A 25479-nucleotide genomic window follows, 5' to 3' on the forward strand; every position below is an offset into this window, starting at 1 on the left:
ACCCATTCTGCCCGGTGTCGCAGGAAACGGGTGGGACCCCGCCCTCTCCCGGTTTACATGAGCCGAAATGGGAGGAACGGCGATGGACAGCGAAAATCGAATGAATGCACTCACCTGGGGCCTGCTGCTATTGCTCGGGCTGATCTGGGGTGGGTCGTTCTTCTTTGCCCGTATCGCCGTTCACCATGTCCCACCCTTCACCCTCGTCCTTCTGCGATTGTCGCTGGCAGCGGTGGCGTTGCATGTCTATCTCGCTGGCCGTTTCGGGATCTATCAGGTGCTGCGGAGCCATTGGCGGCAATTCTTGATGCTCGGCCTCATCAACAATGCGGTACCGCACACATTGATCTTCTTCGGCCAGACAGAGATGGGAGCGGGACTTGCCTCTATCCTCAACGCAACCACACCGATCTGGACGGTCCTGATCGGCAATCAGTTGACGACGGACGAGCGGCTGACATCGGCCAAGCTGGCCGGCTGCCTCGCCGGGCTCGTCGGCACGGTCATCCTGCTCGCGCCAAGCGTGACCAACAGCGCTTCTGTGCCCTTCTGGGCGCTGCTGCTGCCGATCATCGCGGCAATTTCCTATGGCTTCGCGGCGATTTACGCCAAGCGCTTCAAAGGCATCGCGCCGCCCGTCGTCGCGGCTAGCCAGCTGACCGGCTCCTCGCTCATCATGTTGCCGGTCGCCCTGGTCATAGACCAGCCTTGGATGCTGGCGACACCGCCGGCCGCCGCGATAGCAGCCATTCTAGGGCTAGCCCTGCTATCGACCGCTTTCGCCTACATCCTCTATTTTCGCATCATGGCGCTTGCCGGCGCGACGAACGCCTCGCTTGTCACCCTCCTGGTACCGCCAAGCGCTATGCTGCTCGGCTTTCTTTTCCTGGGTGAACGGCTCGGCTTCACCGAGATCGCCGGCATGATGCTCATCGCGCTGGGCTTGCTCATCCTTGATGGCCGCACCTACGCATGGATAAGGCATGGCATGCGCGCCGGCGCGGCATAATCCGCACCCCTCCACCCGAAATAAGTCATACACGGCGTTGGGAATAGGTATGCGTTAACACTTATTCACAGCGGGCCAGGCGGCAAACAAGGGAGATTTATTTAATGAAATCAATTCGCTAAGGCGAAACCATGAATCAAAACGCCAACCGGATACCGCGCCGCAGCATCGAATTCTCTTTCCAAGCGACACATTATCGACATAAAATTTAACGGCTGACTGAGGAGGAAGACATGGGATTGACGCGATCCATCAACGTCCTAGTGGTTGGTGCGGCCTTCATTTTCGTCGTAACGATGCTTTTCATCTAACGGCATGACGATCACCGCAGGCGACCGAACTCCGAAAAGCTAACAAAACGACTATTCCATTAAAAAAGCGCATGCCCGGGAGGGACATGCGCTTTTTCATGTGTTGTGTGGCAACCTTAGGCGGCAGCGCCCGCCCGAGCATCCACCTTGCGCTGGAGGCCCAGCCGCTCGAGGACGGCAGAAACGAGAGGCGAGCGGTTCATCGTATAGAGATGAAACTCGTGAATGCCGCGACGCATCAGATCCTGGATCTGTTCGGCGGCGACATCGGCCGCGACCTTGGCGCGCTCATCGGTATTTTCGTCGAGACCATCGAAACGTTCATCGAGCCAGGACGGAATGCTGGTACCGCAAGCACCGGCAAAGCGCTTCAGTTGCGTCAGGTTTTGGATCGGCATGATACCCGGCACGACCGGGATCTTGATGCCGGTTGCGCGAACGCGATCATGATAGCGCTCGAAGGCGTCATTATCGAAGAAGAACTGCGTAAGGGCGCGGTCTGCGCCGTTGTCAGCCTTGCGCTTCAGCATATCGATGTCGGCTACGGTATCGCGGCTCTCCGGATGCTTTTCCGGATAGGCCGATACGGAAATATCGAAATCCCCCCGCTCGCGCAGCGCGGTCACCAGTTCGGCGGCATTGGCATAGCCGCCCGGATGCGGCTGGTAGGCGGAACCGACACCGCCCGGCGGGTCGCCGCGCAGGGCGACGAAACGGCGGACGCCGGTGGCGAGAAATTCGTCGATCACCCGATGCGTATCCTCGCGCGTCGCACCGACGCAAGTCAGATGCGAAGCAGTCGTGAACGGCGTCTCATGGATCATCTTTCGCACGGCCGAGAGCGTCGGCGCCTTGGTCGATCCGCCCGCTCCATATGTCACCGAAACGAATTCCGGTTCCCATTCGCTCAATTCCGAAACCGTATTCCATAGCTGCTGCTCGGCTTCTTCCGACTTTGGCGGGAAGAACTCGAAGGAAATGCGGATACCGCCCTGGCCATTTTCGGATTTAGAAGACATGTCAAACTCTCCCGGCAAGAATGGGGGACGATTGGCGGTCCTGCTCGGCTGCCATCAGCAACCGCGGGTCGCGCGCCAGCCAGATCGTGACTGTCAACGCCTGACCGCTTTCCCTCCCCGAATGAAGGTCCTGTACCTGCTCGACATCGAGCCCGGCCAATTTCAGCCAATCGGATATGGTCTGATGCGAGAAACCGAGACGCAGATGCGCATGCTCATCGCGCAGATATTCCAGCCCGTGCGGCGCGAGATCGATGATGGCAAGCCGACCGCCGGGCCGCAGCATTCGCGCCGCTTCAGCAACCGCGATCTGCGGCTGATCAAGGAAATGCAGTACCTGGTGAATGGTGATCAGATCGAAATCCTGCTGCTCGAGCGGCAGGTTGAAAATATCGCCCTGACGCACCGACGCGGCCATGATGTTGGAACGGTCGAGATTGGCGCGGGCTACGGCCAGCATGTCGCGGCTGGCATCGATGCCGATGGCGCGGCGATAGTGACCCGCCAACAGCTGCAACATCCGGCCCGTGCCGGTACCGAGATCGAGAAAGGAATCGATCGGCTGCGGGCCTATCAATTCGATCAGCGCCTTGTCGACATCCTCATCGGCGACATGCAGACGGCGCAGCTCATCCCACTCGGCAGCATTCCGGCTGAAATAGGCTTGCGCGCGCTCGGCGCGAATGCGCTTCACGGAAGCAAGACGCTCCCCGTCGCGCAACAGCACGGAATCCTTCTCCGCCGTATGGCGCAGAAGCGTTCGTGCCATCATCACCGCCTTGCCGTCCTGCTTCAGGCGGAAATAGGCCCAGGCGCCTTCCTGATAGCGGTCGATCAGGCCCGCTTCCCCAAGCAGTTTCAGATGCCGCGAAATGCGGGGCTGTGATTGGCCGAGAATTTCGGTAAGATCGGTGACTGTTAGATCGCCGGCGGCAAGAAGTGCCAGTAGCCGCAGCCGCGTGGGCTCGCCGACGGCTTTCAGCACGTCCACAACCTCATCCAAGCCGAGCTTCACAACATCAGTCATTCCACACCCAATCAAGATATAAAGATATCTTTATGTGATTTGGGCGCATTCTGCAAGAGCCAAACGATCGCCGACGCGGTTTGACGTCGGAAATCTGTTAGTTTCTGCCGAAAACGGAACACCGAATGCCAACGCCGGATAAACAAAAACCCCGGTCAAGCCGGGGTTTTCGAAGAGCAAAAGCAGAAGCTTATCGCGTCAGGCGCTTATAGGTGACGCGGCTCGGATTGATGCTGTCAACGCCGAGACGGCGCATCTTGTCCTGTTCGTAATCCTCGAAGTTGCCTTCGAACCATTCGACATGGCTATCGCCTTCGAAAGCGAGGATATGCGTGGCCAGACGATCAAGGAACATGCGATCGTGGCTGATGATGACGGCGCAACCGGCAAAGTTTTCAAGCGCGATCTCGAGAGCGCCAAGCGTTTCCGTATCAAGGTCGTTGGTCGGTTCGTCGAGCAGCAGAACGTTGCCGCCGGCCTTCAGCATCTTGGCAAGGTGCACGCGGTTGCGCTGGCCGCCCGAGAGGTTGCCGACCTTCTGTTGCTGGTCGCCGCCCTTGAAATTGAAGGTCGCGCAATAAGCGCGCGAATTCATTTCATACTTGCCGAGCTTGATGACTTCGGCGCCGCCGGAGATCTCTTCCCAGACGGTCTTGCCGCCATCGAGTGCGTCACGGCTCTGGTCGACATAGCCGAGATGAACGCTGTCGCCGATGCGGATGCTGCCGCTATCCGGCTTTTCCTGGCCGGTGATCATGCGGAAAAGCGTCGTCTTGCCGGCGCCGTTCGGACCGATAACGCCGACGATACCGCCCGGCGGCAGCTTCAGCGACAGACCTTCGATCAACATCCGGTCGCCATAACCCTTGTTGATGCCTTCCATCTCGATGACCACCTGTCCGAGACGCTCACCGACCGGAATGATGATCTGCGCATCGCCGGGACGCTGGTTCTCGGCGGCATCGACCAACTCGTCATAAGCGCGGATACGGGCCTTGGACTTCGACTGGCGGGCTTTCGGGCTGGAAGCGATCCACTCCTGTTCGCGAGCGATCGCCTTCTGGCGACCGGCCTCTTCGCGACCTTCCTGCTGCATGCGCTTCGCCTTCGCCAGCAAGTAGGAGGAGTAGTTGCCTTCGTAGGGAATGCCGCGACCGCGGTCGAGTTCGAGGATCCAGCCGGTGACGTTATCCAGGAAGTAGCGATCGTGGGTAATCATCAGCACGGCGCCCGGATAGGCACGCAGATGCTTTTCCAACCAGGCGATGGTTTCGGCGTCGAGATGGTTGGTCGGTTCGTCGAGCAGCAGCACGTCCGGCTGCGACAGCAGCAGCTTGCACAACGCCACACGACGGCGTTCGCCGCCGGAGAGTTTGGTGACGTCGGCATCGCCAGGCGGGCAGCGCAACGCATCCATTGCCATCTCAACCTGGCTTTCCAGGTCCCAGAGATTCTGGCTGTCGATGATGTCCTGGAGCTTAGCGCCCTCTTCCGCCGTCTCGTCGGAATAGTTCATCATCAGTTCGTTGTAACGATTGAGGACGTCAGTCTTCGCCGCAACGCCTTCCATGACGTTTTCAAGCGCCGTCTTCGCCGGATCGAGTTGCGGCTCCTGCGCCAAATAGCCGATGGTGGCACCCTCGGCCAGCCAGGCCTCGCCGGTATACTCCTTATCGAGACCGGCCATGATCCGCAGGACGGTCGACTTACCTGCACCGTTCGGACCGAGAATACCGATCTTGGCATCGGGGTAGAAGGAGAGATGGATATTCTCGAGAATTTTCTTGGCGCCATAGGCCTTATTCAGACCGGCCATATGATAAATGAACTGACGTGCCATAGCTTGGGTTACTCCACGGGCGGACAACATTGTGAATTGTGCCGCTATGTAGGCGAAACCCCGCCCTCGGGCAACGGCGAAACCTTGTCCGAGGGCATTATCCGAGTCATAAAGCCCGTATTTCCTCAGAAACCGGCCGCATCCACCACGCCGCGATCGCACCCGAACGACGTGCTGCCGGCACCCTGGATCAGTTTGCCAAGCCGTGGCTCGCCACCCTGCTGCGGATCGATCGCATCTTCGGAGAGGCCGATCGTCAATTCCGAAATCATCCTGGTATTGCCGACCCGGCGGCAGCTCATCTTGATGCGCGCATTGGCACCCTCGCCGAAGCTTTGGTCGAAGGCGGCCTTGATGGTTTCGGCATCCAGCTCCTTGCCGATATTCTCAGCGAAAAGATCGCGCACGGCCGATGCATTGAGTTCGGCGATCAAACCGGCAGCGGTCGAGAAAAACTGATCGGCGCTGAGCTTCGTGCATGTGCCGTGCTTGATCCATTCATGGCGTTCGAGGCCGGACTGGGTGCCCGGCATGACCTTGTCGAGCTTTGCCTTGACTTCCTGCGACAGCTGAACCGCCGGTAGATCCTTCCAATCGCTGCTGCGGTCGGCCTGTTTCAAATCGTCCGAAACGTCGCAATATTCCTGCCGCATCGGCCAGAGGCCGTGCAGCGAGAAATTTGTGGCGTCATAGTTGTTCGACGATTGGTTCCGGCATTCCGCCTTCTTCTGGTTCGTCGCACAAAACGCCGGCTCCCAGCTCGCCGCCAGTATAAAGCGCGTCCGCCCTCTGCTCTGCTCCTGCGCCGCCGCGCTGGCGATCGTTCCGCCCGAAAGGAGCACAACCGCAAATATCCGAAGCAAATGCTTCATTTCATGCCTCCAATTAGAACATTATAGGAACAAATAAGCAGTTTGGTTGAGTAGATGCAACCCTGAATCACATGGCTTGCGAAGATTTATTTCTGTGGGCTTCGATCGTTATCCGTTGCAATCAACCGAATGATGACCTTTCGTCCAAATGGGGAGGAACCATGCATGTTCGCCGAGACGCAACGCCTGGAAAGCCCGACGGGCGCGATAATTGCCTATCATCATTCGCCGGCTAAAGGCGATGCACGCGGCATCCTCCTGATATCTCATGGCCTTGCCGAACATTCACGCCGCTACGCAGCTTTTGCTGAAGCCATGGCCGCGCGCGGCTTTCATGTCTATGCCCATGATCATCGCGGCCATGGCGAGACTATTGCTGCCGACGCTCCAATCGGCCGTTTCGCGCGAAGAAACGGCGTCGGGCAGGTCATCTCTGATGTGCTGGCCATGCGCGAGCTTGCCGCGACGGCCCATCCCGGCCTGCCCATCATTCTCTTCGGTCACTCCATGGGAGGATTGATCAGCCTCAACACGGTCGTCACGCATCCGGACAAATTCGATGCCGTCGCGGTCTGGAACTCCAACTTCAATCCCGGCCTCGCCGGCCGCGCCGCCCAGCTCATCCTGAAGACGGAGCGCATGTTCAAAGGATCGGACGTCCCCAGCGGGCCGTTGCCGAAACTGACCTTCGCTACCTGGGGCAAATCCATCCCGAACCGCCGCACCGAGTTCGACTGGCTTTCGCGCGTTCCCGAGCAGGTGGACAAGTACATCGCCGATCCGCTCTGCGGCTTCAATGCATCTGTCTCGCTCTGGCTTGACATATTCGAGCTCAGCTTTCGCGCCCCGCAGAAAACCTATCTCGACCGGCTGCGGCGTGACATGCCGATTCATCTGACGGGAGGCGGCAAGGATCCGGCGACCGACAACGGAAAAGCGATTTCCTGGCTGTCAAACCATTTGAAAAATGCCGGCTTCTCTCATATTACAACCGCGATCCATCCGGACATGCGGCACGAGACGCTGAACGAAATCGGCGCCGCCCAAGCCATTTCCGACTTTGCCGACTGGTGTGAGAAGGTGACGGCAAGGAACTGATTCTCAAAGGAATTCTACAATGAATGCCAGCAGCGGCACCTCGCTTCGATTGCCGCAGTCGGAGCTGACCTTCGGCCTGTTGATGATGTTCCTCTCCGTCGTCCTCTCGCCGATCATCGACATATTCTCCAAGCTCGCGGCAACCACCATTCCGCCGGCTGAAGTCACCGCCGCGCGTTTCATCTTCCAATCGCTCTTTGCGCTGCCGATGATGGCCATGCTTGGACAATGGGGCGTATGGACATGGCGTCGCAGCGGCGTGCATGCCATCCGCGCCGGCGTGCTCACGCTGTCCATGGTTTCGTTCGTGACGACGCTGCAGGTCATGGAAGTCGCCGATGCCATCGCCATCTTTTTCGTCGAGCCGATGATGCTGACCATTCTCAGCAGCATTTTCCTCAAGGAAACCATCGGCTGGCGGCGCTACACGGCCTGCGCCGTCGGTTTTTTCGGCGCGATGCTGATCATCCAGCCGAGCTTCGAAGAGGTCGGTTTCGTGGCGCTTTTGCCCGTCGTCACCGCGCTCTGCATCGCCGTCTACGTGATGATCACTCGCGTCGTCTCCCATAGCGAGGATGCATGGTCGATGCAGTTTCAAACGGGCATATGGGGGGTCGGCTTCAGCCTGATCCTGCTTGCGATTGGCCGTGCGACCGGTTCTGCCATCCTCGATCCCGTCCTGCCGGACCTGATTGCCATGCTTTATCTGCTCGGCGTCGGCTCCAGCGCAGCCGCCGCCGGCATCCTCACCGTACACGCCTATCGTGCCGTGCCAGCCTCGACGCTTGCGCCCCTGCAATATTTCGAGATCGTCTCGGCGACGATCTTCGGCTGGCTGGTCTTCGGCAACTTTCCGGATGCGATCAAGTGGCTCGGAATATTCATCATCATCGGCTCCGGGCTCTACATTCTCTGGCGCGAGCGGCGCTTTGCTTCCAAGCCGGTATCCGATACATCTGCAACAGCATTCACGCCTTAAGCGAGAGAGCGGGTCGACATGACAGACCAGAAAACCAAGAAACCTCCGCTGTCCGGTATTCGAGTCATCGAGCTTGCTCGTGTGCTCGCAGGCCCCTGGGCGGGGCAGATGCTGGCCGATCTCGGCGCCGACGTCATCAAGGTGGAAAATCCCGACGGCGGCGACGACACGCGCCAATGGGGCCCGCCCTTTGTCGAGGGCAAGGATGGCGAAAATCTCTCGGCCGCCTATTATCATTCGGCCAATCGCGGCAAGCGTTCCATCGTCGCCGACCTCAAGAACGCAGAGGGTCAGGAGCTCGTGCGCCGGCTGGTGAAGACGGCCGACGTCGTGATCGAGAATTTCAAGCTCGGCGGCCTGGTCAAATACGGCCTGGACTACGAAAGCCTGAAAAGGATCAATCCGAGGATCGTCTATTGCTCTATCACGGGCTTCGGACAGACAGGACCTTATGCCGGCCTGGCAGGCTATGACTACATCGTCCAGGGCATATCCGGCTTCATGTCGATCACCGGCGAGCCCGACGGCCAGCCGATGAAGGCAGGCGTCGCGATTGCCGATATCTTCACCGGTATCTATGCGGTCTCGGCAATCGAGGCCGCCCTGATCCATGCGCTCAAGACCGGTGAAGGCCAGCTCGTCGATATGGCGCTTCTCGACGTGCAGTCGGCCGTGCTCGCCAATCAGAACATGAACTATCTGATATCGGGCAAACCGCCCGTGCGCCTCGGCAATGCCCATCCCAATATCTCGCCCTATGAGGTCGTTCCCACCGCCGACGGCTATCTCATTCTGGCTGTGGGCAATGATGGGCAGTTCCGCCGCCTGTGCGCAATTCTCGGCATCGATGCCCACGCCGACGACGAGCGCTATGCGACCAACAAGGCCCGCGTCGCCCACCGCAACGAGGTCCGGGCATTTATATCGGCGAGGACGCTGACCTGGAACAAGGCGGATCTGCTGAAGGCCTGCGAGGACAATGCCGTCCCGGCCGGCGCCATCAATACGATCGAGGACATGTTCGCCGACCCGCAGATCAAGTCGCGCGGTTTGCGGATCGATCTCGAGGACAGCGTCGGCACCATGATCCCAAGCGTGCGGACGCCGATCGTTCTGTCGGAGACGCCCTTGACCTATACACGGCCGAGCCCGCGCCTTGGCGAACATCAGGAGGAGGTTCTGGCCGAATTGGCCGAACTGGAGGGAAAGGCGAAGATATGAAGCGAACGGGCGGCCAACTCATCGTCGAAGCTTTGAAGGCCAATGGCGTAGCGCGTATTTCCTGCGTGCCGGGCGAGAGCTTTCTTGCCGTGCTCGATGCGCTGCATGACAGCGACATCAAGGTGCTTGTCTGCCGTCAGGAGGGTGGTGCGGCGATGATGGCAGATACCTGGGGCCGGCTGACGGGAGAGCCAGGCATCTGCATGGTCACCCGCGGCCCTGGCGCAACCAATGCCTCCGCAGGCCTGCATATCGCCCGGCAGGATTCGATCCCGATGATCCTCTTCATCGGTCAGGTTCAGCGCGACGCCCGCGAGCGCGAGGCCTTCCAGGAAGTGGAATTCCGCCGCGCCTTCACCGAATTCGCGAAATGGGTCGGCGAGATCGACGATGCTGCCCGCATCCCGGAATTCGTCACCCGTGCCTTCGCGGTCGCGACTTCGGGTCGTCCCGGCCCCGTCGTACTGACCCTGCCCGAGGACATGCTCCGCGACGAGGTCGACGCGCCGGAAGCAAAGCCATATACGCCTGTCGCCGCACATCCCGCCCGCAGTCAGCTCGCCGATCTTCATCGGCGCCTCATAGCGGCGGAACGCCCGATGGTCATTCTCGGCGGCACGCGTTGGAATGAGGAGGCGGTTGCCGGCATCCGGCAATTCGCGGAGCGTTTCAGCCTGCCGGTCGGCTGTTCCTTCCGTCGCCAGATGCTGTTCGATCATCTGCATCCGAACTATGTCGGCGATGTTGGGATCGGCATCAATCCGGCGCTCGCCAAAGAAATCAAGGAGGCGGATCTGCTCATTCTTCTGGGTGGGCGCCTCTCCGAGATGCCGTCCTCCGGCTATACGCTAGTGGATATCCCCTACCCGCGCCAGCAGTTGGTCCACCTCCATCCCGACCCGTCAGAGCTTGGCCGCGTCTACCGCCCAGATCTGGCGATCTGTGCGAGTCCCACTGATTTCGTCGCGGCGCTGGCCGATCTGGATGCACCGAGCGAAACACCTTGGGGCGAACGCACCGAACGCATGCATGCCGCTTATCTCGCCTGGTCGAAGACGCCGGAGAGAAGCCCCGGTGCGGTTCACATGGGCCGCATCATGGACTGGATCGAAGCCAATACCGCTGATGATGCGATCTTCACCAACGGCGCCGGCAACTATGCGACCTGGCTGCATCGCTTCCATCGCTTCCGCCGCTTCAACACCCAGGCGGCCCCCACCTCGGGATCAATGGGCTACGGCTTGCCGGCAGCGGTCGCCGCCAAGCAGCTGTTTCCGGAGCGCGAGGTGATCTGCTTTGCCGGCGACGGCTGTTTCATGATGCACGGCCAGGAATTCGCGACTGCCGTCCAATATGATTTGCCGCTGATCGCGCTGGTCATCAACAATGGCATGTACGGCACCATCCGCATGCATCAGGAGCGGGAATATCCCGGCCGTGTCAGCGCCACAGCACTGAAGAACCCTGATTTTGCCGCCCTCGCCCGCGCCTATGGCGGCCACGGCGAGACGGTGATGACGACGGAAGACTTCGGCCCGGCATTCGAGCGGGCCCGTGCCAGCCGCAAACCGGCGATCATCGAGATTGCGCTCGATCCGGAAGCGATCACTCCCTCGCGCACCCTGACGGAAATCGCTCAAACGAAAGGCCGGTGAGCGCGAGCCCACCGGCCTTCCAAAACACGCCGCGTCGACTTAGAGCGCGGCCGTCACGATGAATTCGACCTTGTACTTCGGTGCAGCGAGCTTGGCTTCGCTGGTCGCGCGAGCCGGCGTGTTGGCCGGATCGACCCAGGCTTCCCAGGCGGCATTCATTTCTGCGAAATAGGAAATATCGGAGAGGTAGATGAGCGTCTGCAGGATCTTCGACTTGTTGGAGCCGGCTGCTGCGAGCAGGCGGTCGACTTCGGCCAACGCCGACTTGCACTGATCGGTGACGCTTTCGCCTTCACCAACCTGGCCGGCGAGGTAGACGGTGTTGCCGTGGATGACGGCGCCGCTCATGCGGGCGCCAACGTCGATACGCTTGATGCTCATGGTTTTCTCCTGATGTTGTTCTTCGACAGGTAACGGAAAGGCACGGCCGGTGGCCTGCCCTTCAATCTCAAGATTGGGAATGCGCCCGTTCAGCCGCGAATATGATGCGTCTTCTGATAGATCGCCGTCGAGCGCGCGCCGGAACGGCAATAGCCGAGCATCGGCCGCGGAAACTCGTCCAGCGCATCGACCATACCCTGCACGGCTTCTTCGGTGACGCCCATGGGGCCGACAGGCACATAGGTGATCTCGAGGCCAAGTTCCTTGGCGCGAGCTTCAATGGCCGAGAACGGCGTCTGGTCCGGGCTTTCATCGTCCGGGCGATGGCAGACGATCGACTTGAAACCCATGGCCTTGATCTGGTCGAGATCCTCTACGGTGATCTGGCCGGACACCGAGTATTCATCATCGATCGGGCGGATATCCATGGTTCATGTCCTCTCTAAAACCGAGGGCTTTGATCTACGCCGCCCCACGGCGAGCGTCAACCGCTCGGCACCCTCAAACAAAGGCAAAGTTGAGCATGAAATTGCGGGCTTCGTCGGGCTCAAGAATATTGAATTCACCAGCCTCTTCCAGCTCCGCGCGCGAGACCCAGCGATGCGAAACCGGCTCAATGCCGAGAACATGCGCCGGCGCACGCTGATTGCGCCAAACCTGCAGGAAAGGCAGCGTGTCGGTGCCAAAGCGCACCCTCAATGTCTTGCCGCCGATCGCCGCGATCGGACCGAGGCTGATCTCCGCCCAGTCCTCGCCTTTCTCCAACGCCGGCACACAGAAAATGTCGCCGGGTTTTTCACCGAATGTCCAAGGAAAGCCACCATTCTCCAGCATCTGGCCCGACAGGCGCGTGCCGGCGTCGAACCATTTGCCACCGATGTTCATATGATACATGAGGAAGACGGGCATCGCCTCGGTACTCGTATTGACGAGACGATCGGCAAGCGAAACCTCGCCGGTGGCACCGTCGATCCGCCAATGACGTTCCAGCCTTGCCGTGCGGCCTTCAGCGGTGACGACGTCGATGTCCGCGCGGCATTCGGCATTGCCGTTCTCGAATTTGATCGAGAGAATCCTGGCCGGATGAGAAGAGAGCGAACCATGCAGCGGATAACGTCTTCCCTCAAAACTATCAGGCATCAGCTCTGGATGGCGAATGTGATCCGGCCCGCAGGTGAAGAGGAAGCCCTCCAGGGAATGATCGATGCGCGGATCGCCGTCATCGGGAATGGCGCGTCCGGGCGCAAGATTGTTGCCCTCCACGATGCAGGCGCCGATATCCAGCACGGAGCTTTCGTCCAACGTCAGTTTTGGCCCCTTGGCCGCGGAAAAATCCATCATTTTCTAAAATCCTCCCTGATCGGCGCTCCCGCAAGCATCGTCCTATGATGGAGCGCAGCGAGAATAAGCGGTGAGTTGTCTTACCAAATGTTAACTTGAAGCCTTGATCACGCAATTTTTTATATTTTATTCAGCATGATAAACTAAATCTCCATACTGGCGTCAAAATTGCCATGTGTGTGTCAGCCGAACTACATCCGAGGATTCGACAGACGTGAACGGGTTCGTGAAATTCAGCCTTTCCCTGGCAATGACTGCCACGGTGTCCATGCTTGCGCTCACCGACGCGCAGGCACAATACTATCGCAGCGGAAACAACAATACCGTTCTCGTGACTCCGGATGGCCGGATTCTGGATCAGTACCCAGATCAAGGCGCAGGCGGCTACGTCATGGCGCGCGATGGACGCGGCAGGCGGGTTCTCATCGACAGCTATGGCAACGTGGTTGCCACGGAGATGCGGGCCAGCACCTATTATCCGCGCGCGCCGGCTCGTGACGCCTATGGCGATAACGGATATGGCGCCGGCAACCGTTACGGCGACACGCAACTTTCTTCCAACGGTGATGGCTATCGCGACTATCGTCAATATCGCAGCGATGGCTACGGAAATTACAATGGCTCTGATCAGCAGGACCGCAACGTCGTGACCGGCGGCATTCCGCGCGACGGCGACATCCAGCGCGAGCCGCTCGACAACCAACCGCTGCCGGGCACGAAGGCGCAGACCCAGCAAGGTCAGACCAACCCGAGCGACAACGACTACGCAGCGATAGACCCGCAGCAGGGGACACCGGATATCGTCCGCAAGCCTCCGGCCGATCCGGTCATTACCCTCAAGGGCAAATCGAAGGCGGAGATCACGGCGCTCGAGGTCTTTCTCGCACGCCAGGGCATCTCGCCGGGCGCGATCGACGGCCGCATGGGCGCGAACGTCACCAAGGCTGTTTATGCCTATCAACAGATGACCGGCCAGACGCTGGATCCGAACAACACCGACGGGATACTAGAGCAGCTGCGCATGTCCGGCGGCATGCCGATTATCAACTACACGATTACCGCTGCCGACGCGGCTGGCCCCTATGTCGCGTCCATCCCCGAGGACTATGCCGCAAAGGCTCAAATGCCGTCGCTTGGCTATACATCGACGACGGAAATGCTGGCGGAACGCTTTCATATGGATGAAGGCTATCTGAAAGAGCTCAATCCAGGCGTCGATTTCACCGTTCCGGGCAACACGATCAAGGTCGTCAATACCGGCCCCGCCAAGACCGGTACGGTCGCAAAAATCCTTGCGGATAAGGGCCGCAAGCAGGTTTTCGCCTATGATGCCAACGGAACGCTGATCGCGGCCTATCCGGCCAGCATCGGCTCGACCGACACACCATCGCCCTCCGGCACGGTCACAGTCGAGCGCGTCGCCTTCAATCCCGGCTATACATACAACCCGAAGATCAACTTCAAGCAGGGCGCGAACGACAAGATCCTCGACATTCCGCCTGGTCCGAACGGCCCGGTCGGCACTGTCTGGATGGCCCTGTCGAAGCCAACGTACGGCATCCATGGCACGCCTGAACCCTCGAAGATTGGCAAGTCGCAGAGCCACGGCTGCGTTCGTCTCACCAATTGGGATGCAACCGAGCTCGCCAAGATGGTCAAGCCCGGCGTGGTCGTCGAATTCGTCGATTGATCGCAGGTAGAACAAACAAAAAGGCCGCCGGGCGATCTTCCGGCGGCCTTTTTTATAGCTACAAAATGATCGACGCGTCGCGATCCCTTCCGGCGCGTCGATGGTGTTCTAGAAGCAATCGCGGAAAAGTGCCTTGGTGTTTTCCAGCGTCATCGGCACCGGATTGCCGCCGGCGCTTGGATCTTCGATCGCCATTGCCGAGAGTTCATCGATCCGATCCGGCGCGATGCCCATAGCCGAAAGGCTTTCGGGGACGCCAAGTTCGGCGCGCAATTGCAGCACGTAGTCGTAGAAGCCGTCAAAACCACCGGAAATGCCGAGGTAGGCCGCGGCACGCGCAATCTTGTCTTCAATGGTTTTCCGGTTGAAGCGCAGGACCGCCGGCATGACGACGGCATTGGTCATGCCGTGATGCGTGTTGTAGACGGCACCGATCGGATGCGACAGCGCATGAATGGCGCCGAGCCCCTTCTGGAAGGCGACAGCGCCCATCGCGGCGGCGCTCATCATATTGGCGCGAGCTTCGAGGTCTGTCCCCTCCCTGTAGGCGCGCGGCAGGAATTCCTTGACCAGCCGCATGCCTTCCAGCGCGATGCCGGCCGACATCGGGTGATAGAAAGGCGAGGAATAGGCTTCCAGGCAATGAGCAAACGCATCCATGCCGGTGCCGGCGGTGATGACTTTCGGCATGCCCACAGTCAATTCCGGATCGGCGATGACGACGCCCGGCAGGAATTTCGGATGGAAGATGATCTTCTTCACATGCGTCGTGGAGTTGGTGATGACGCTGGCGCGACCGACTTCCGAACCCGTGCCTGCCGTGGTCGGTACAGCCACGATCGGGGCAATGCCCTCGAGGCTGGCGCGGGTCCACCAGTCGCCGATATCTTCGAAATCCCATACCGGCCGCGTCTGACCGGCCATGAAGGCGACGCACTTGCCGAGGTCGAGACCGGAACCGCCGCCGAAGGCGACGACGCCGTCATGACCGCCATCCTTGAATGCCTTCACGCCGGCTTCGAGATTCTTCTCGTTCGGGTTCGGATCGACATCGGCGAAAATGGCGCGGCCGAGACCCGCGTCTTCCAGGATGTCCAGAGCCGTCTTGGTGATCGCCATGGAAGCAAGCCCCCGATCGGTGACCAGGAGCGGCTTCTTCATGCCCAGGCTCTTGCAGGCGTCCGCCAGCTCCTTGATCCGGCCGCGGCCGAGCTTGAAGGCGTTCGGATAGCTCCAATTGGCTGAGATAGTGCTCATGCTGTTACTTTCTTCAGGTGATAGGATTTAGGACGCGTCAGATTGTGGAAGCCGATAATCGACAGCGAGCCGCCGCGGCCGGTTTCCTTCACTCCGGTCCAGCAAAGTGCCGGATCGAGATAGTCGGCGCGATTCATGAAGACGGTGCCGGTCTCGATATCGTGGCCGATGCGCGATGCGCGCTCGACATCCTTGGTCCAGAGCGAGGCGGTCAGGCCATAGGGGCTGTCGTTCATCAGCTCCAGCGCCTCGGCATCGCTCTTCACCTTCATGATGCCCACGGCCGGACCGAAGGTCTCTTCGCGCATGAAGGCCATCGAATGATCGACATTGACGAGGATCTGCGGCGCGAGATAGGCGCCACCGTCATCGGCCGGGAACAGCTTGGGATCGACCAGCGCCTTGGCACCCTTGGCGACCGCATCGGCGATCTGCTCGCGCACCACCTTGGCAAAGCGCTTGTGCGCCATCGGCCCGAGCGAGGTTTCCGGATCGAGGGGATTACCGAGCTTGTAGTTCGAAACCCAGGCAACCGACTTTTCGACAAAGGCGTCGTAGAGCGATTCATGCACATAGATGCGCTCGATACCGCAGCAGCATTGACCGGAATTGTAGGTGGCGCCGTCCATCAGCGTATCCACGGCGGCGTCGAGATCGGCGTCCTCCATGACATAGCCCGGATCCTTGCCGCCAAGCTCAAGGCCAAGGCTGGTGAAGGTGCCGGCGGCGGCGCGTTCGATGGATCGTCCGCCTTCGACGGAGCCGGTGAAATTGACGAAATTGAAGCTGCCGGCGGCAATCAGCGCCGAGGTCGTTTCATGGTCGAGGAACACGTTTTGGAAAACATCGGCGGGAACGCCGGCCTCAACGAAGGCCTGCACCAACCGCTCACCGACCAACAGCGTCTGGCTGGCGTGCTTCAGAATGACGGTATTGCCAGCCATCAGCGCCGGCGCGATCGTATTGATCGCCGTCATATAAGGATAGTTCCAGGGGGCGATGACGAAGACGACGCCCTGCGGCTCGCGTTCGATGCGCCGCGCGAAATTCGCGCTGTCCTCGACCACCAGCGGCGCAAGCGCATCGGCGGCGATCGACGCGACATAGTTGGAGCGCTCGTTGAAACCGCGATACTCACCACCATACTTGATCGGTCGGCCCATCTGCCAGGCAAGCTCGGGCACGACCACATCGGCCATCTCATTGAGCCGGGCGGCACCCTTCAGCACGAGCTGGACACGATCCTCCAGCGGGCGACGGGCCCATTCCTTCTGCGCCTTGCGGGCGCGGGCCACTGCTTCCTTGGCGGCATCCAGCGACAAGGCCGGACGCTCGGCATAAACCTCTCCATTCACCGGAGAGACGCATGTGATCATGGTCATGATCGAATTCCTGTTTTCATCATCAATAATTTGATTGCCGGATGTTCCGCAACCTGCCTCCCGCACCATCGCTCAAAGGCGAAGAAGCGGGTGCGCAGATCATCCCAGCGCCCTGCCCGACTATAAAATGAAAATCGGGTTGGAGTCAGGTCGAAAGAGCCTTACGCCCTTTCGAATCCGCGCGCCACTTCCCAATCCGTGATGCGACGATCGTACTCTTCCTGCTCCCATTCGGCTGCGCGGGTGTAGTGATCGATCACATCGTCACCGAAGGCTGCGCGCAACATCTTCGAATTCGTCAGCGCCACGGCGGCATCGCGCAAGGTACGCGGAATTTCACGAACCTCGCGGGCACCATAGGCGTCTCCCACAAAAGGCGCTTCCAGCTCCAGCTTGTTCTCGATGCCGTCGATGCCGGCGGCAATGAGCGCAGCAAAGGCGAGATAGGGATTGAGGTCGGAGCCGCCGACGCGGCATTCGATGCGGATGCTCTTGGTCTCGGCGCCGCACAGGCGATAACCGGCCGTGCGGTTGTCGGTGCTCCAGATCGCCTTCGTCGGGGCGAAGGTGCCGGCGACGAAGCGCTTGTAAGAGTTGATATAGGGCGCCAGGAAATAGGTAATTTCGCTGGCATGCGTCAAAAGACCGGCGACATAATGCTTCATCAGCGGCGTCATGCCGTGTTCTTCTTCCTTGTCGAAGAACAGCGGCGTCTTGCCGTCTGTGCTCCAGAGCGACTGATGAATATGCGAGGAGCTGCCGGCGGCGCTGTAGTTCCATTTCGCCAGGAAGGTGATGGCCTTGCCCTTCGACCAGGCGATCTCCTTGCAGCCGTTCTTGATGATCGCATGACGGTCGGCCATATCAAGTGCATCGGCGTAGCGGACGTTGATTTCCTCCTGGCCGGCCGAGGCTTCGCCCTTGGAGTTTTCGACCGGGATATCGGCGCCCTGCAGGCCCTTGCGGATCGCCCGCATCACATCCTCTTCCTTCGTGGTCTGGAAGATGTGGTAGTCCTCATTGTAGCCGCTGACGAGATTGAGGTTGCGATATCCGGACTCGCGGGCACTATCGTAAGTTTGATCGAACAGGAAGAATTCGAGTTCCGAGGCCATGTAGGCCTTCATGCCCATCGCCTCGAGGCGCTTGATCTGCTTCTTCAGAATGGCGCGCGGAGAATGAGCCACTTCCTCATGCGTATGATGGTCGAGCACGTCGCAGAGGACGAGCGCGGTGCCTTCCAGCCACGGGATCCGGCGCAACGTCGCCAGATCGGGCTTCATCGTATAGTCGCCATAGCCCTTCTCCCAGCTCGTCGACTTGTAGCCGGAGACGGTCTCCATCTCGATATCGGTCGCCTGAAGATAATTGCAGCTATGCGTTTCCTTCCAGGCGCTCTCGACGAAGAATTCGGCCTGGAAGCGCTTCCCCATCAGGCGGCCCTGCATGTCCACCTGGCATGCCAGAACGGTGTCGATGCGCCCTTCGGCCACATCCTTTTTGAGGTCGTCGAACGTATAGCTAGTGCTCATAATTAAACCGCCTGAAAGATAGAAGAGTGATCGGCCGGCGGCGCTGTGAGACATACTGCCCCAAGCCGCTCGTCGAGTTGGATGGGGCCGCGACAACGGCCCCCGCCGGATTGATGATGAATAAGGATCATACCTCGCCGACGGCCCGTTCGGCGGCGGCGATATCGGCCTGACGCTTTGCGATCATGTCACCGATCGGCGGCCCCTGGAAGCGACGCTTTTCGAAGGCGAACCAAACGATCGCGGTCAAGACCAGGAAGCCGATGGTGATATAAAGCGCCCATTCGTTCGGGGGCTGCACACCGATGATGAAGATGATCGCCATGGCAAGGATGACAAGAACCGAGACCACCTTATAAAGGCCGATCCCCATGTTCCACGGCCCCATCTTCGGCCATTTCGCAGTTCCGATCGCCTTGATGCCGAGTACGATCGGCACGGCGAAGGAGAGGAAAAGGAAGATGACCGTGCACGACACGACGATGGTGTAGGCCGAAGAGCCGGCGATCGTGACGAGCGAAGCGCCCCAGACGAACAGCACTGAGAGAACCGCAGCCGTCCAGATGGCGACGGAAGGTGTGCGAAACTTCGGGCTGACGCTGGCGAGCGCCTTCGAAAACGGCAGGCCGCCATCACGCGAGAAGGCATAGATCATGCGCGATGCCGATGTCACTGTCGCAAGGCCGCACAGGAGCTGCGAGATGAAAATCGCAACATAGAGGATGTTGGCGACGACAGGATTGGTAATGCTGTTGATCGTCCAGAAGAAGACGTTCCAGCCCTGCTTCGACGCCTCGTTCATGTCCGGGATCGCCAGAAGGAAGGCGAGGAGCATGATATAGCCGAAGAAAGACGACCACCAGACCGAGGAGACCATGCCGCGCGGCACGGAACTCGACGCCTTGACGGTCTCTTCGGACGTATGCGCCGAGGCGTCATAACCGGTGATCGTGTAGATCGGCAGCAGCAGACCAAGCGCGAAGATGTACCAGACATTGTCCGTCTTCGGCCAAACCGAGGCGTCACCTTCCGGCGTGCCGGAGTAGTTGGTGAAGGTCCAGATGCGGCTGATGTCCCAGCTCTTCACCCCGATGAGGCAGACGATGGTCAGCGCAATCGCGGCGGCGAAGATCAGGTAGCCGGACATGTCAGTCAGTTTTGCCGTGAGCTTGATGCCGAAATGATTGATCAACGCCTGCAGGCCGGTGATGACGGCGACGAAAATGATCTGATTGGCAAAACCCGCCGAAGTCGTGGTATCGACGGCAATGCCGAACCATCCGGCGATGGAGCCGCTGAAGAAGCCCCAGGTGCCGACATTGATCGCGCCAAGCACCGTGATCAGGCCGAGAAGATTGAGCCACGCCGTCAGCCAGCCGGTGAACCGGTTGCCGAGGATCGAGCCCCAGTGATAAAGCCCGCCGGCCGTTGGATAGGCCGAGGAAATCTGCGCCATCGAGAGCGCGAAAACGCCCGAAATCAAGCAGCCCAGCGGCCAACCGATACCGATTGCAGCACCGCCCGCGCCCGATGTCGCCTGCGCGAGCGAGTTGATGCCGCCGGACAGAATGCAGATGATGGAGAAGGAAATGGCGAAATTCGAGAATGAACTCATGCGCCTTTCCAGCTCTTGAGCATAGCCCATGGAGTGCAGGATGTGGACATCCTGTTTCTTGTCTAAGTCTGTGTAATCAGACATGTCATTCCCCCTAAATCCCGGTTATCCGCGGAATTGCGGATAACCATGTGTCAGGTGAGCCGCCGGCATTTTGCCGTGCGGCCTGATCGCAGTTGAACTGCTCCCCGGGGTCTTTTTCTTTTTATGCTCAGGCTTCCAGACTGCTCTGGAGGAGCCCTGTCAGATAATCAGCCATGACCCCTTGGCCGACGTCGTCTCTGATGAGGTCGTTGCGGACCTCGATCATTACATTATGCAAGCCGTTGGCGATCCCATGCAGTTTCAGCGTATGGGTGACACCATCTTCCGGACCGTAAGGCTGGTTGCGCTCCGTGTGAAAGAGCGGCGCCTTAGCCGCCGCGTCCAGTATGCGGTCCGCCAGCCAACGGTCTTCATCATGCAGGATGCCAAGCTCAACCGCCCTCTGCCGACCATTATAGACCGGCGTAAAGCTGTGGATCGTCACGATCACGTTTTCTTGTCCGCTTGCCGCCCTCTTCTTGAGCATCGAGCGAATTCGATCGTGAAACGGTATATAGAGAGCTTCCGTACGCGCCTGGCGATCCATCTCACCGAGATGTTGATTGCCGGGAATGGTATAGATTTCGCTGGTTTCCGGCATGGCGCCGGCGCTTTCCGGCGGGCGGTTGCAGTCGTAGATCAGCCGCGAGAACCGTTGAGAGACCAAGGTTGCATCGAGGCTCGCGGACATCTTCCTTGCAACCGCAAGTGCGCCCGGATCCCAGGCGATGTGGCTGGAAAGCGCCTCGATGGAAAGCCCGAGATCGCCGAACTTCTCGGGCAAGGCGCGCGAGGCATGTTCGCAAATGATGAAGACCGCGCTGCTTCCATCCGGTCTTTCGACCGCAACGCAATCGCCGTCCGCTTCCGTCAAAATGCCTTGCTGCGCGAGCATTGGGGGGCCTTATCGCCGCTTAATAAAATCTTTATAAAGAAAAGAATTCTTCAGCTTTTGACCACTGTCAACTGGAAACTGAAATTATTTCTTCATTTGTGACATTGACTCGAAATGTGACAGCGTTGTTATATCCTTGCAGGAGATCGGCATAAGACCGTCCCGGGGAGCAAAAATCGAGTGAGCAATGCGTCGAAGACAGTTTCTGACGTGATCAACGCGCGTTTCGACACGCTGACGCGGGCCGAAAAGCAACTCGCCACGAGCCTGCTCGACAACTATCCCGTTTCGGGGCTTGGCAGCATCACGACAGTCGCCGAAAATGCACGTGTCTCGACGCCAACCGTCGCACGCATGGTGCAAAAACTCGGCTACAAGGGCTATCCCGACTTTCAGTCTCACCTCCACCAGGAGGTTGAGGCTACCATCTCCAACCCGCTGACGAAGCATGATCGCTGGGCATCCAATGCGCCTGGCACGCATATTCTCAATCGTTTCGCCGATGCGATCATGGGCAATTTGCGCCAGACGCTTTCCGATATCGATGCTGCGACGTTCGATAGCGTGGCTGCCCTGCTGTCCGAACGCAAACGCGGGCTCTATTTTGTCGGTGGCCGCATCACAGGCGCTCTTGCCGAATATTTCTTCACCCATATGCAGGTCATTCGCCCCAACACGACCCTGCTCTCTCCAAACTCCAGCGCCTGGCCGCAATATGTCCTGAACATGAATCCGGGCGATCTGCTCGTGATCTTCGACATCCGCCGCTACGAGCAGGAAATGGTCAATCTGGCAGCCGCCGCGCGCCGCCGCGGTGCCGAGATCATCGTCTTTACCGACCAGTGGGCGACACCGGCCGCCAAGCATGCCAGACACACGTTTCGCGTGCAGATTGAAGCGCCGTCGGCCTGGGATTCTTCCGTGGTGACGCTCTTCATCGTCGAAGCTCTGATCGAGGCCGTGCAAAGTTCGACATGGGACGAGACGAGCGAGCGCATGAAAACGCTCGAGGGTCTTTTCGAGCAAACTAAACTGTTCCGGAAGCTAAGTTAGAGGGAAACGGAAGCAAAAAATTGCGTGGTGCGAGGCGGTTGGACTGCAGCGACTGTCATACTTGACCGTTAAAAGCAAAACCCTTCGCATTCTTAGCAAACTCAACGCTTTGATGCCGTCACACAACCTTCACGTAACGTCATTAACAGCAACGCCAGACACTGATAACCCAAAGGAGGAAATGCAGTGATTTCGAATATTCATCGTCTTCTGACAATCTCCACCGCGATGCTCGTCGCTTCGACGGCTATCGCAGCCGCAGAACCGAGCGCCGATCTCATCGCCGCCGCCAAGAAGGAAGGCACGCTGACCACCATCGCCCTGCCCCACAACTGGTGCGGTTATGGCGACCTGATCGCTGCATTCAAGGCAAAGTACGGCATCGAAGTCAACGAACTGAATCCGGATGCCGGTTCGGGCGATGAAGTCGAAGCAATCCGCGCCAACAAGGGCAACACCGGCCCGCAGGCTCCCGACGTGATCGACGTCGGTCTCTCCTTCGGCCCGACCGCCAAGAAGGAAGGCCTGCTGCAGCCCTACAAGGTTTCCACCTGGGCTTCCATTCCGGACAGCGCAAAGGATGCCGAAGGCTACTGGTACGGCGACTATTACGGTGTTCTCTCCTTCGTCACCAACAAGGACGTCGTGAAGAACCCGCCGAAGGATTGGGCCGACCTGCAGAAGTCGGAATATGCGAACACCGTTTCGCTCGCCGGCGACCCGCGCACCTCGAACCAGGCTGTCCAGGCCGTTTATGCAGCTGGCCTCGCTGCCGGCGAGAAGGATGCCACGAAGGTCGGCCAAGCCGGTCTGGATTACTTCGCCAAGCTCAACAAGGCCGGCAACTTCGTTCCGGTCATCGGCAAGTCCGCATCGCTGGCTCAGGGCGCAACCCCGATCGTCGTTGCATGGGACTATAACGGTCTTGCATGGCGCGACAGCCTGAACGGCAACCCGCCGGTCGACGTCACCGTTCCGGCTTCGGGCGTCATCGCAGGCGTATACGTCCAGGCAATCTCGGCTTTCGCTCCGCATCCGAATGCTGCCAAGCTCTGGATGGAGTTCCTCTATTCCGACGAAGGCCAGATTGGCTGGCTGAAGGGCTATTGCCACCCGATCCGCTTCAACGATCTGGCGAAGAACAAGAAGGTTCCGCAGGAGCTTCTCGACAAGCTGCCGCCGGCTGCTGCCTATGAAAAGGCTGTCTTCCCGACGCTCGACGAGCAGGCTGCCGGCAAGGCCGCCATCACCACCAAGTGGGATTCTGTCGTCGGTTCGAACGTACAGTAATCAGACCAGACATGACCTCCCCGCCTGGGCGGGGAGGTTTTCCGTATTCAAACGCTGCGGATTGGCCCACTCATGAGCACAGTGACAACATCAACGATCAGTTCCGCACCCCTGATCAACAAACGCGTGGTTGTCGACTGGCTGGGCATCGCGCCCTTCCTGATCTTCGCACTGCTGTTTTTGATTCTTCCGACGATCTACCTGATTGCGGGCGCATTTCTGACGCCTGACGGCAGTTTTACGCTGAAGAACATCGCGGATCTGTTCACCAAGTCCATCTGGGACTCCTACTGGATCAGCATCAAAGTATCACTCGCATCCTCGCTCGGCGGCGCGTTGATCGGTTTCTATCTGGCCTGGGCGCTGGTCATGGGCGGACTTCCAACCTGGCTCCGCCATGCGTTTCTGACATTTTCGGGCGTCGCTTCCAACTTCGCCGGTGTGCCGCTGGCCTTTGCCTTCATCGCCACGATCGGCCGCCTCGGCCTCGTCACTCTGCTGATGAGCAACTGGTTTGGCTTCAACCTTTATTCGAAAGGCTTCAATCTCTACAGCTTCCTCGGCCTTACCCTCACATACATGTATTTCCAGATTCCGCTCATGGTGCTGATCATCACGCCCGCACTTGACGGGATGAAGAAGGAATGGCGAGAGGCCGCCTCCATTCTCGGCGCGACCAACAAGCAATATTGGCTCATGGTGGCACTGCCCATCCTCTGGCCGAGCCTACTTGGCACGACGTTGCTGCTTTTTGCCAACGCCTTCGGCGCCATTGCAACAGCTATCGCGCTGACCGGCAGTTCGCTGAACATCATACCGATCCAGCTCTATGCTCAGATCCGTGGCGACGTGTTGCACAACGCCAATCTCGGATATGCCATGGCCCTCGGCATGATCGTAATAACCGGCATATCCAACGTCATTTACATCATCATGCGCGTACGCGCGGAACGGTGGCAGAAATGAAGCTGCAAAAACTCTTTGCCTGGATCGCTGTCGTCATCGGCGCCATCTATTTCATCGTCCCCCTCATCGGCACGCTGGAATTCTCGCTGCGCATGCGCCGTAACGCCTATAGTTTCGACGCCTACACATCGGTCTTTTCCGACTCTCATTTCCTGTATGCGTTCGGCTATTCCATGTTTATGGCCCTGCTGACCATCATCTTCGGCATGCTGCTGGTCGTCCCCACTGCCTATTGGGTCCGCCTTCGTTTGCCGCAGATACGTCCGATCGTTGAATTCATCACCTTGATGCCGCTGGTCATTCCGGCGATCGTCATCGTCTTCGGCTATCTGCGCCTCTACAATTCATCTTCGATACTGCCTTTGACGGGCTTCGAGCAGGCGACGAACTTCCTCTTGGTCTGCTCCTATATTGTCTTGTCTCTTCCTTATATGTATCGTTCGGTGGATACGGCGATGCGTACGATCGACGTCGGTACCCTGACGGAGGCAGCGGAAAGCCTTGGCGCGAAGTGGACCACTATCTTGTTCCGCTGTATTTTTCCCAATGTCATGAGTGGCGTTCTCTCCGGCGCCTTCATCACGCTTGCGATCGTCATGGGCGAATTCACCATGGCCTCGCTGCTCAATCGGCCTGCATTCGGCCCGTACATGCAGCTGGTCGGCGCCAATCAAGCTTATCAGTCTTCCGCGCTGGCAATCATCGCGCTTGCTGTCACCTGGCTCAGCATGGGCCTTCTGCAGCTGGCTTCCCGCTTTTCAAAACTGGCTCCGATTAAGGCGTAAGGTTCCCACTATGGCTTTTCTCGAACTTACACACATCAAGAAGTCCTTCGGCGACATTCATGTCGTCCATGATTTCAATATGCAAATCGAGAAGGGAGAATTCATCTCCTTCCTCGGACCATCAGGCTGCGGCAAGACGACCGTGCTGCGCATGATTGCCGGCTTCGAGACCCCGAC

Annotated in this window: 23 protein-coding genes; 11 read left to right on the top strand and 12 right to left on the bottom strand. The window is 59.1% G+C overall.

Going from position 1 to position 25479, the window contains the following annotated elements; translation table 11 throughout:
* Positions 1–82: 82 nt before the first annotated feature.
* Positions 83–1009, top strand: a complete 927-nt coding sequence (locus FHT28_RS18390) for a DMT family transporter (protein WP_168596977.1) — start codon at positions 83–85, stop codon at positions 1007–1009.
* Between the two features lie 427 nt (positions 1010–1436).
* Here the strand turns inward: FHT28_RS18390 and metF are convergent, their stop codons facing one another.
* The 4 genes from metF to FHT28_RS18410 form a co-directional block, all read right to left on the bottom strand.
* Entirely contained in the window at positions 1437–2339 is a 903-nt protein-coding gene (metF, locus tag FHT28_RS18395) for a methylenetetrahydrofolate reductase [NAD(P)H] (RefSeq protein WP_037202766.1), read from the bottom strand.
* Between the two features lies 1 nt (position 2340).
* Positions 2341–3366, bottom strand: coding sequence for a metalloregulator ArsR/SmtB family transcription factor (locus FHT28_RS18400; protein ID WP_047558106.1), 1026 nt, complete (start codon positions 3364–3366; stop codon positions 2341–2343).
* 190 nt (positions 3367–3556) lie between these two features.
* Complete coding sequence (gene ettA, locus FHT28_RS18405) at positions 3557–5206, bottom strand: energy-dependent translational throttle protein EttA (RefSeq protein WP_037202770.1); 1650 nt, start codon at positions 5204–5206, stop codon at positions 3557–3559.
* A gap of 125 nt (positions 5207–5331) precedes the next feature.
* The gene (locus tag FHT28_RS18410) at positions 5332–6078 is read right to left on the bottom strand and encodes a ribonuclease (protein WP_168596978.1); all 747 of its coding nucleotides are present in this window, start codon (positions 6076–6078) and stop codon (positions 5332–5334) included.
* Positions 6079–6243: 165 nt separating this feature from the next.
* Between FHT28_RS18410 and FHT28_RS18415 the strand changes: the two genes are divergently transcribed.
* Genes FHT28_RS18415 through FHT28_RS18430 form a run of 4 tightly spaced genes read left to right on the top strand, consistent with a single transcriptional unit; the run spans position 6244 to position 11031 of the window.
* Entirely contained in the window at positions 6244–7176 is a 933-nt protein-coding gene (locus FHT28_RS18415) for an alpha/beta hydrolase (RefSeq protein WP_168596979.1), read from the top strand.
* 19 nt (positions 7177–7195) lie between these two features.
* Positions 7196–8155, top strand: coding sequence for a DMT family transporter (locus FHT28_RS18420; protein ID WP_168596980.1), 960 nt, complete (start codon positions 7196–7198; stop codon positions 8153–8155).
* Positions 8156–8173: 18 nt separating this feature from the next.
* Positions 8174–9376: a CaiB/BaiF CoA-transferase family protein gene (locus tag FHT28_RS18425; protein WP_037202777.1), complete on the top strand. Its 1203-nt coding sequence runs from the start codon at positions 8174–8176 to the stop codon at positions 9374–9376.
* Positions 9373–11031 carry a thiamine pyrophosphate-binding protein gene (locus tag FHT28_RS18430; RefSeq protein WP_168596981.1) on the top strand — a complete coding sequence of 553 codons (1659 nt, stop codon included), beginning with the start codon at positions 9373–9375 and terminating at the stop codon, positions 11029–11031. Before FHT28_RS18425 ends, FHT28_RS18430 begins: the two co-directional genes overlap by 4 nt.
* Before the next feature lie 39 nt (positions 11032–11070).
* Here FHT28_RS18430 and FHT28_RS18435 read toward each other — a convergent pair whose 3' ends face one another.
* From FHT28_RS18435 to FHT28_RS18445, 3 genes are all read right to left on the bottom strand, one after another.
* Positions 11071–11412 (bottom strand): RidA family protein, encoded by a 342-nt coding sequence (locus FHT28_RS18435; RefSeq protein WP_015340385.1) that lies wholly within the window; start codon positions 11410–11412, stop codon positions 11071–11073.
* 89 nt (positions 11413–11501) lie between these two features.
* A complete protein-coding gene (locus tag FHT28_RS18440; protein WP_168596982.1) occupies positions 11502–11840 on the bottom strand; it encodes a TIGR01244 family sulfur transferase in 339 nt (112 codons plus the stop codon).
* Positions 11841–11913: 73 nt separating this feature from the next.
* Entirely contained in the window at positions 11914–12753 is an 840-nt protein-coding gene (locus FHT28_RS18445) for a DUF4432 family protein (protein WP_168596983.1), read from the bottom strand.
* A 250-nt stretch (positions 12754–13003) separates the two neighbouring features.
* Here FHT28_RS18445 and FHT28_RS18450 point away from each other — a divergent pair, with 250 nt between their 5' ends.
* The gene (locus FHT28_RS18450; protein WP_092574202.1) at positions 13004–14443 is read left to right on the top strand and encodes a L,D-transpeptidase; all 1440 of its coding nucleotides are present in this window, start codon (positions 13004–13006) and stop codon (positions 14441–14443) included.
* Positions 14444–14551: 108 nt separating this feature from the next.
* On the opposite strand, the gene FHT28_RS18455 is transcribed toward FHT28_RS18450, so the two are convergent.
* The 5 genes from FHT28_RS18455 to FHT28_RS18475 form a co-directional block, all read right to left on the bottom strand.
* Positions 14552–15700: an iron-containing alcohol dehydrogenase gene (locus tag FHT28_RS18455; RefSeq protein ID WP_168596984.1), complete on the bottom strand. Its 1149-nt coding sequence runs from the start codon at positions 15698–15700 to the stop codon at positions 14552–14554.
* Positions 15697–17082, bottom strand: coding sequence for an aldehyde dehydrogenase family protein (locus FHT28_RS18460; protein ID WP_037202882.1), 1386 nt, complete (start codon positions 17080–17082; stop codon positions 15697–15699). The genes FHT28_RS18455 and FHT28_RS18460 overlap by 4 nt, the downstream gene beginning before the upstream one ends.
* Before the next feature lie 161 nt (positions 17083–17243).
* Positions 17244–18614 carry a glutamine synthetase family protein gene (locus tag FHT28_RS18465; protein ID WP_047558113.1) on the bottom strand — a complete coding sequence of 457 codons (1371 nt, stop codon included), beginning with the start codon at positions 18612–18614 and terminating at the stop codon, positions 17244–17246.
* A 127-nt stretch (positions 18615–18741) separates the two neighbouring features.
* Positions 18742–20313, bottom strand: a complete 1572-nt coding sequence (locus FHT28_RS18470; protein ID WP_047558114.1) for an amino acid permease — start codon at positions 20311–20313, stop codon at positions 18742–18744.
* A 127-nt stretch (positions 20314–20440) separates the two neighbouring features.
* Entirely contained in the window at positions 20441–21208 is a 768-nt protein-coding gene (locus tag FHT28_RS18475; RefSeq protein ID WP_168596985.1) for an N-formylglutamate amidohydrolase, read from the bottom strand.
* 180 nt (positions 21209–21388) lie between these two features.
* Here FHT28_RS18475 and FHT28_RS18480 point away from each other — a divergent pair, with 180 nt between their 5' ends.
* The 5 genes from FHT28_RS18480 to FHT28_RS18500 form a co-directional block, all read left to right on the top strand.
* On the top strand, positions 21389–22261 hold the full coding sequence (locus FHT28_RS18480) for a MurR/RpiR family transcriptional regulator (protein WP_037202794.1): 873 nt from the start codon (positions 21389–21391) through the stop codon (positions 22259–22261).
* A 186-nt stretch (positions 22262–22447) separates the two neighbouring features.
* Entirely contained in the window at positions 22448–23551 is a 1104-nt protein-coding gene (locus FHT28_RS18485) for an ABC transporter substrate-binding protein (protein WP_092574188.1), read from the top strand.
* A gap of 72 nt (positions 23552–23623) precedes the next feature.
* Positions 23624–24517, top strand: coding sequence for an ABC transporter permease subunit (locus FHT28_RS18490; RefSeq protein ID WP_037202796.1), 894 nt, complete (start codon positions 23624–23626; stop codon positions 24515–24517).
* Positions 24514–25302 (top strand): ABC transporter permease, encoded by a 789-nt coding sequence (locus FHT28_RS18495; RefSeq protein ID WP_168596986.1) that lies wholly within the window; start codon positions 24514–24516, stop codon positions 25300–25302. The genes FHT28_RS18490 and FHT28_RS18495 overlap by 4 nt, the downstream gene beginning before the upstream one ends.
* Before the next feature lie 10 nt (positions 25303–25312).
* Positions 25313–25479, top strand: a 167-nt coding sequence (locus FHT28_RS18500; RefSeq protein WP_168596987.1) for an ATP-binding cassette domain-containing protein, incomplete at its 3' end; no start/stop codon positions are given.

The sequence above is a fragment of the Rhizobium sp. SG570 genome (assembly GCF_012275345.1).
Taxonomy (GTDB): Bacteria; Pseudomonadota; Alphaproteobacteria; order Rhizobiales; family Rhizobiaceae; genus Rhizobium; species Rhizobium lusitanum.

Excerpts from the sequence above, each read along its gene's own strand:
- FHT28_RS18390 (WP_168596977.1), top strand. The coding sequence starts at position 83 with ATGGACAGCGAAAATCGAATGAATGCACTCACCTGGGGCCTGCTGCTA.
- metF (WP_037202766.1), bottom strand. The coding sequence starts at position 2,339 with ATGTCTTCTAAATCCGAAAATGGCCAGGGCGGTATCCGCATTTCCTTC.
- FHT28_RS18400 (WP_047558106.1), bottom strand. The coding sequence starts at position 3,366 with ATGACTGATGTTGTGAAGCTCGGCTTGGATGAGGTTGTGGACGTGCTG.
- ettA (WP_037202770.1), bottom strand. The coding sequence starts at position 5,206 with ATGGCACGTCAGTTCATTTATCATATGGCCGGTCTGAATAAGGCCTAT.
- FHT28_RS18410 (WP_168596978.1), bottom strand. The coding sequence starts at position 6,078 with ATGAAGCATTTGCTTCGGATATTTGCGGTTGTGCTCCTTTCGGGCGGA.
- FHT28_RS18415 (WP_168596979.1), top strand. The coding sequence starts at position 6,244 with ATGTTCGCCGAGACGCAACGCCTGGAAAGCCCGACGGGCGCGATAATT.
- FHT28_RS18420 (WP_168596980.1), top strand. The coding sequence starts at position 7,196 with ATGAATGCCAGCAGCGGCACCTCGCTTCGATTGCCGCAGTCGGAGCTG.
- FHT28_RS18425 (WP_037202777.1), top strand. The coding sequence starts at position 8,174 with ATGACAGACCAGAAAACCAAGAAACCTCCGCTGTCCGGTATTCGAGTC.
- FHT28_RS18430 (WP_168596981.1), top strand. The coding sequence starts at position 9,373 with ATGAAGCGAACGGGCGGCCAACTCATCGTCGAAGCTTTGAAGGCCAAT.
- FHT28_RS18435 (WP_015340385.1), bottom strand. The coding sequence starts at position 11,412 with ATGAGCATCAAGCGTATCGACGTTGGCGCCCGCATGAGCGGCGCCGTC.
- FHT28_RS18440 (WP_168596982.1), bottom strand. The coding sequence starts at position 11,840 with ATGGATATCCGCCCGATCGATGATGAATACTCGGTGTCCGGCCAGATC.
- FHT28_RS18445 (WP_168596983.1), bottom strand. The coding sequence starts at position 12,753 with ATGATGGATTTTTCCGCGGCCAAGGGGCCAAAACTGACGTTGGACGAA.
- FHT28_RS18450 (WP_092574202.1), top strand. The coding sequence starts at position 13,004 with ATGACTGCCACGGTGTCCATGCTTGCGCTCACCGACGCGCAGGCACAA.
- FHT28_RS18455 (WP_168596984.1), bottom strand. The coding sequence starts at position 15,700 with ATGAGCACTATCTCAGCCAATTGGAGCTATCCGAACGCCTTCAAGCTC.
- FHT28_RS18460 (WP_037202882.1), bottom strand. The coding sequence starts at position 17,082 with ATGACCATGATCACATGCGTCTCTCCGGTGAATGGAGAGGTTTATGCC.
- FHT28_RS18465 (WP_047558113.1), bottom strand. The coding sequence starts at position 18,614 with ATGAGCACTAGCTATACGTTCGACGACCTCAAAAAGGATGTGGCCGAA.
- FHT28_RS18470 (WP_047558114.1), bottom strand. The coding sequence starts at position 20,313 with ATGTCTGATTACACAGACTTAGACAAGAAACAGGATGTCCACATCCTG.
- FHT28_RS18475 (WP_168596985.1), bottom strand. The coding sequence starts at position 21,208 with ATGCTCGCGCAGCAAGGCATTTTGACGGAAGCGGACGGCGATTGCGTT.
- FHT28_RS18490 (WP_037202796.1), top strand. The coding sequence starts at position 23,624 with ATGAGCACAGTGACAACATCAACGATCAGTTCCGCACCCCTGATCAAC.
- FHT28_RS18495 (WP_168596986.1), top strand. The coding sequence starts at position 24,514 with ATGAAGCTGCAAAAACTCTTTGCCTGGATCGCTGTCGTCATCGGCGCC.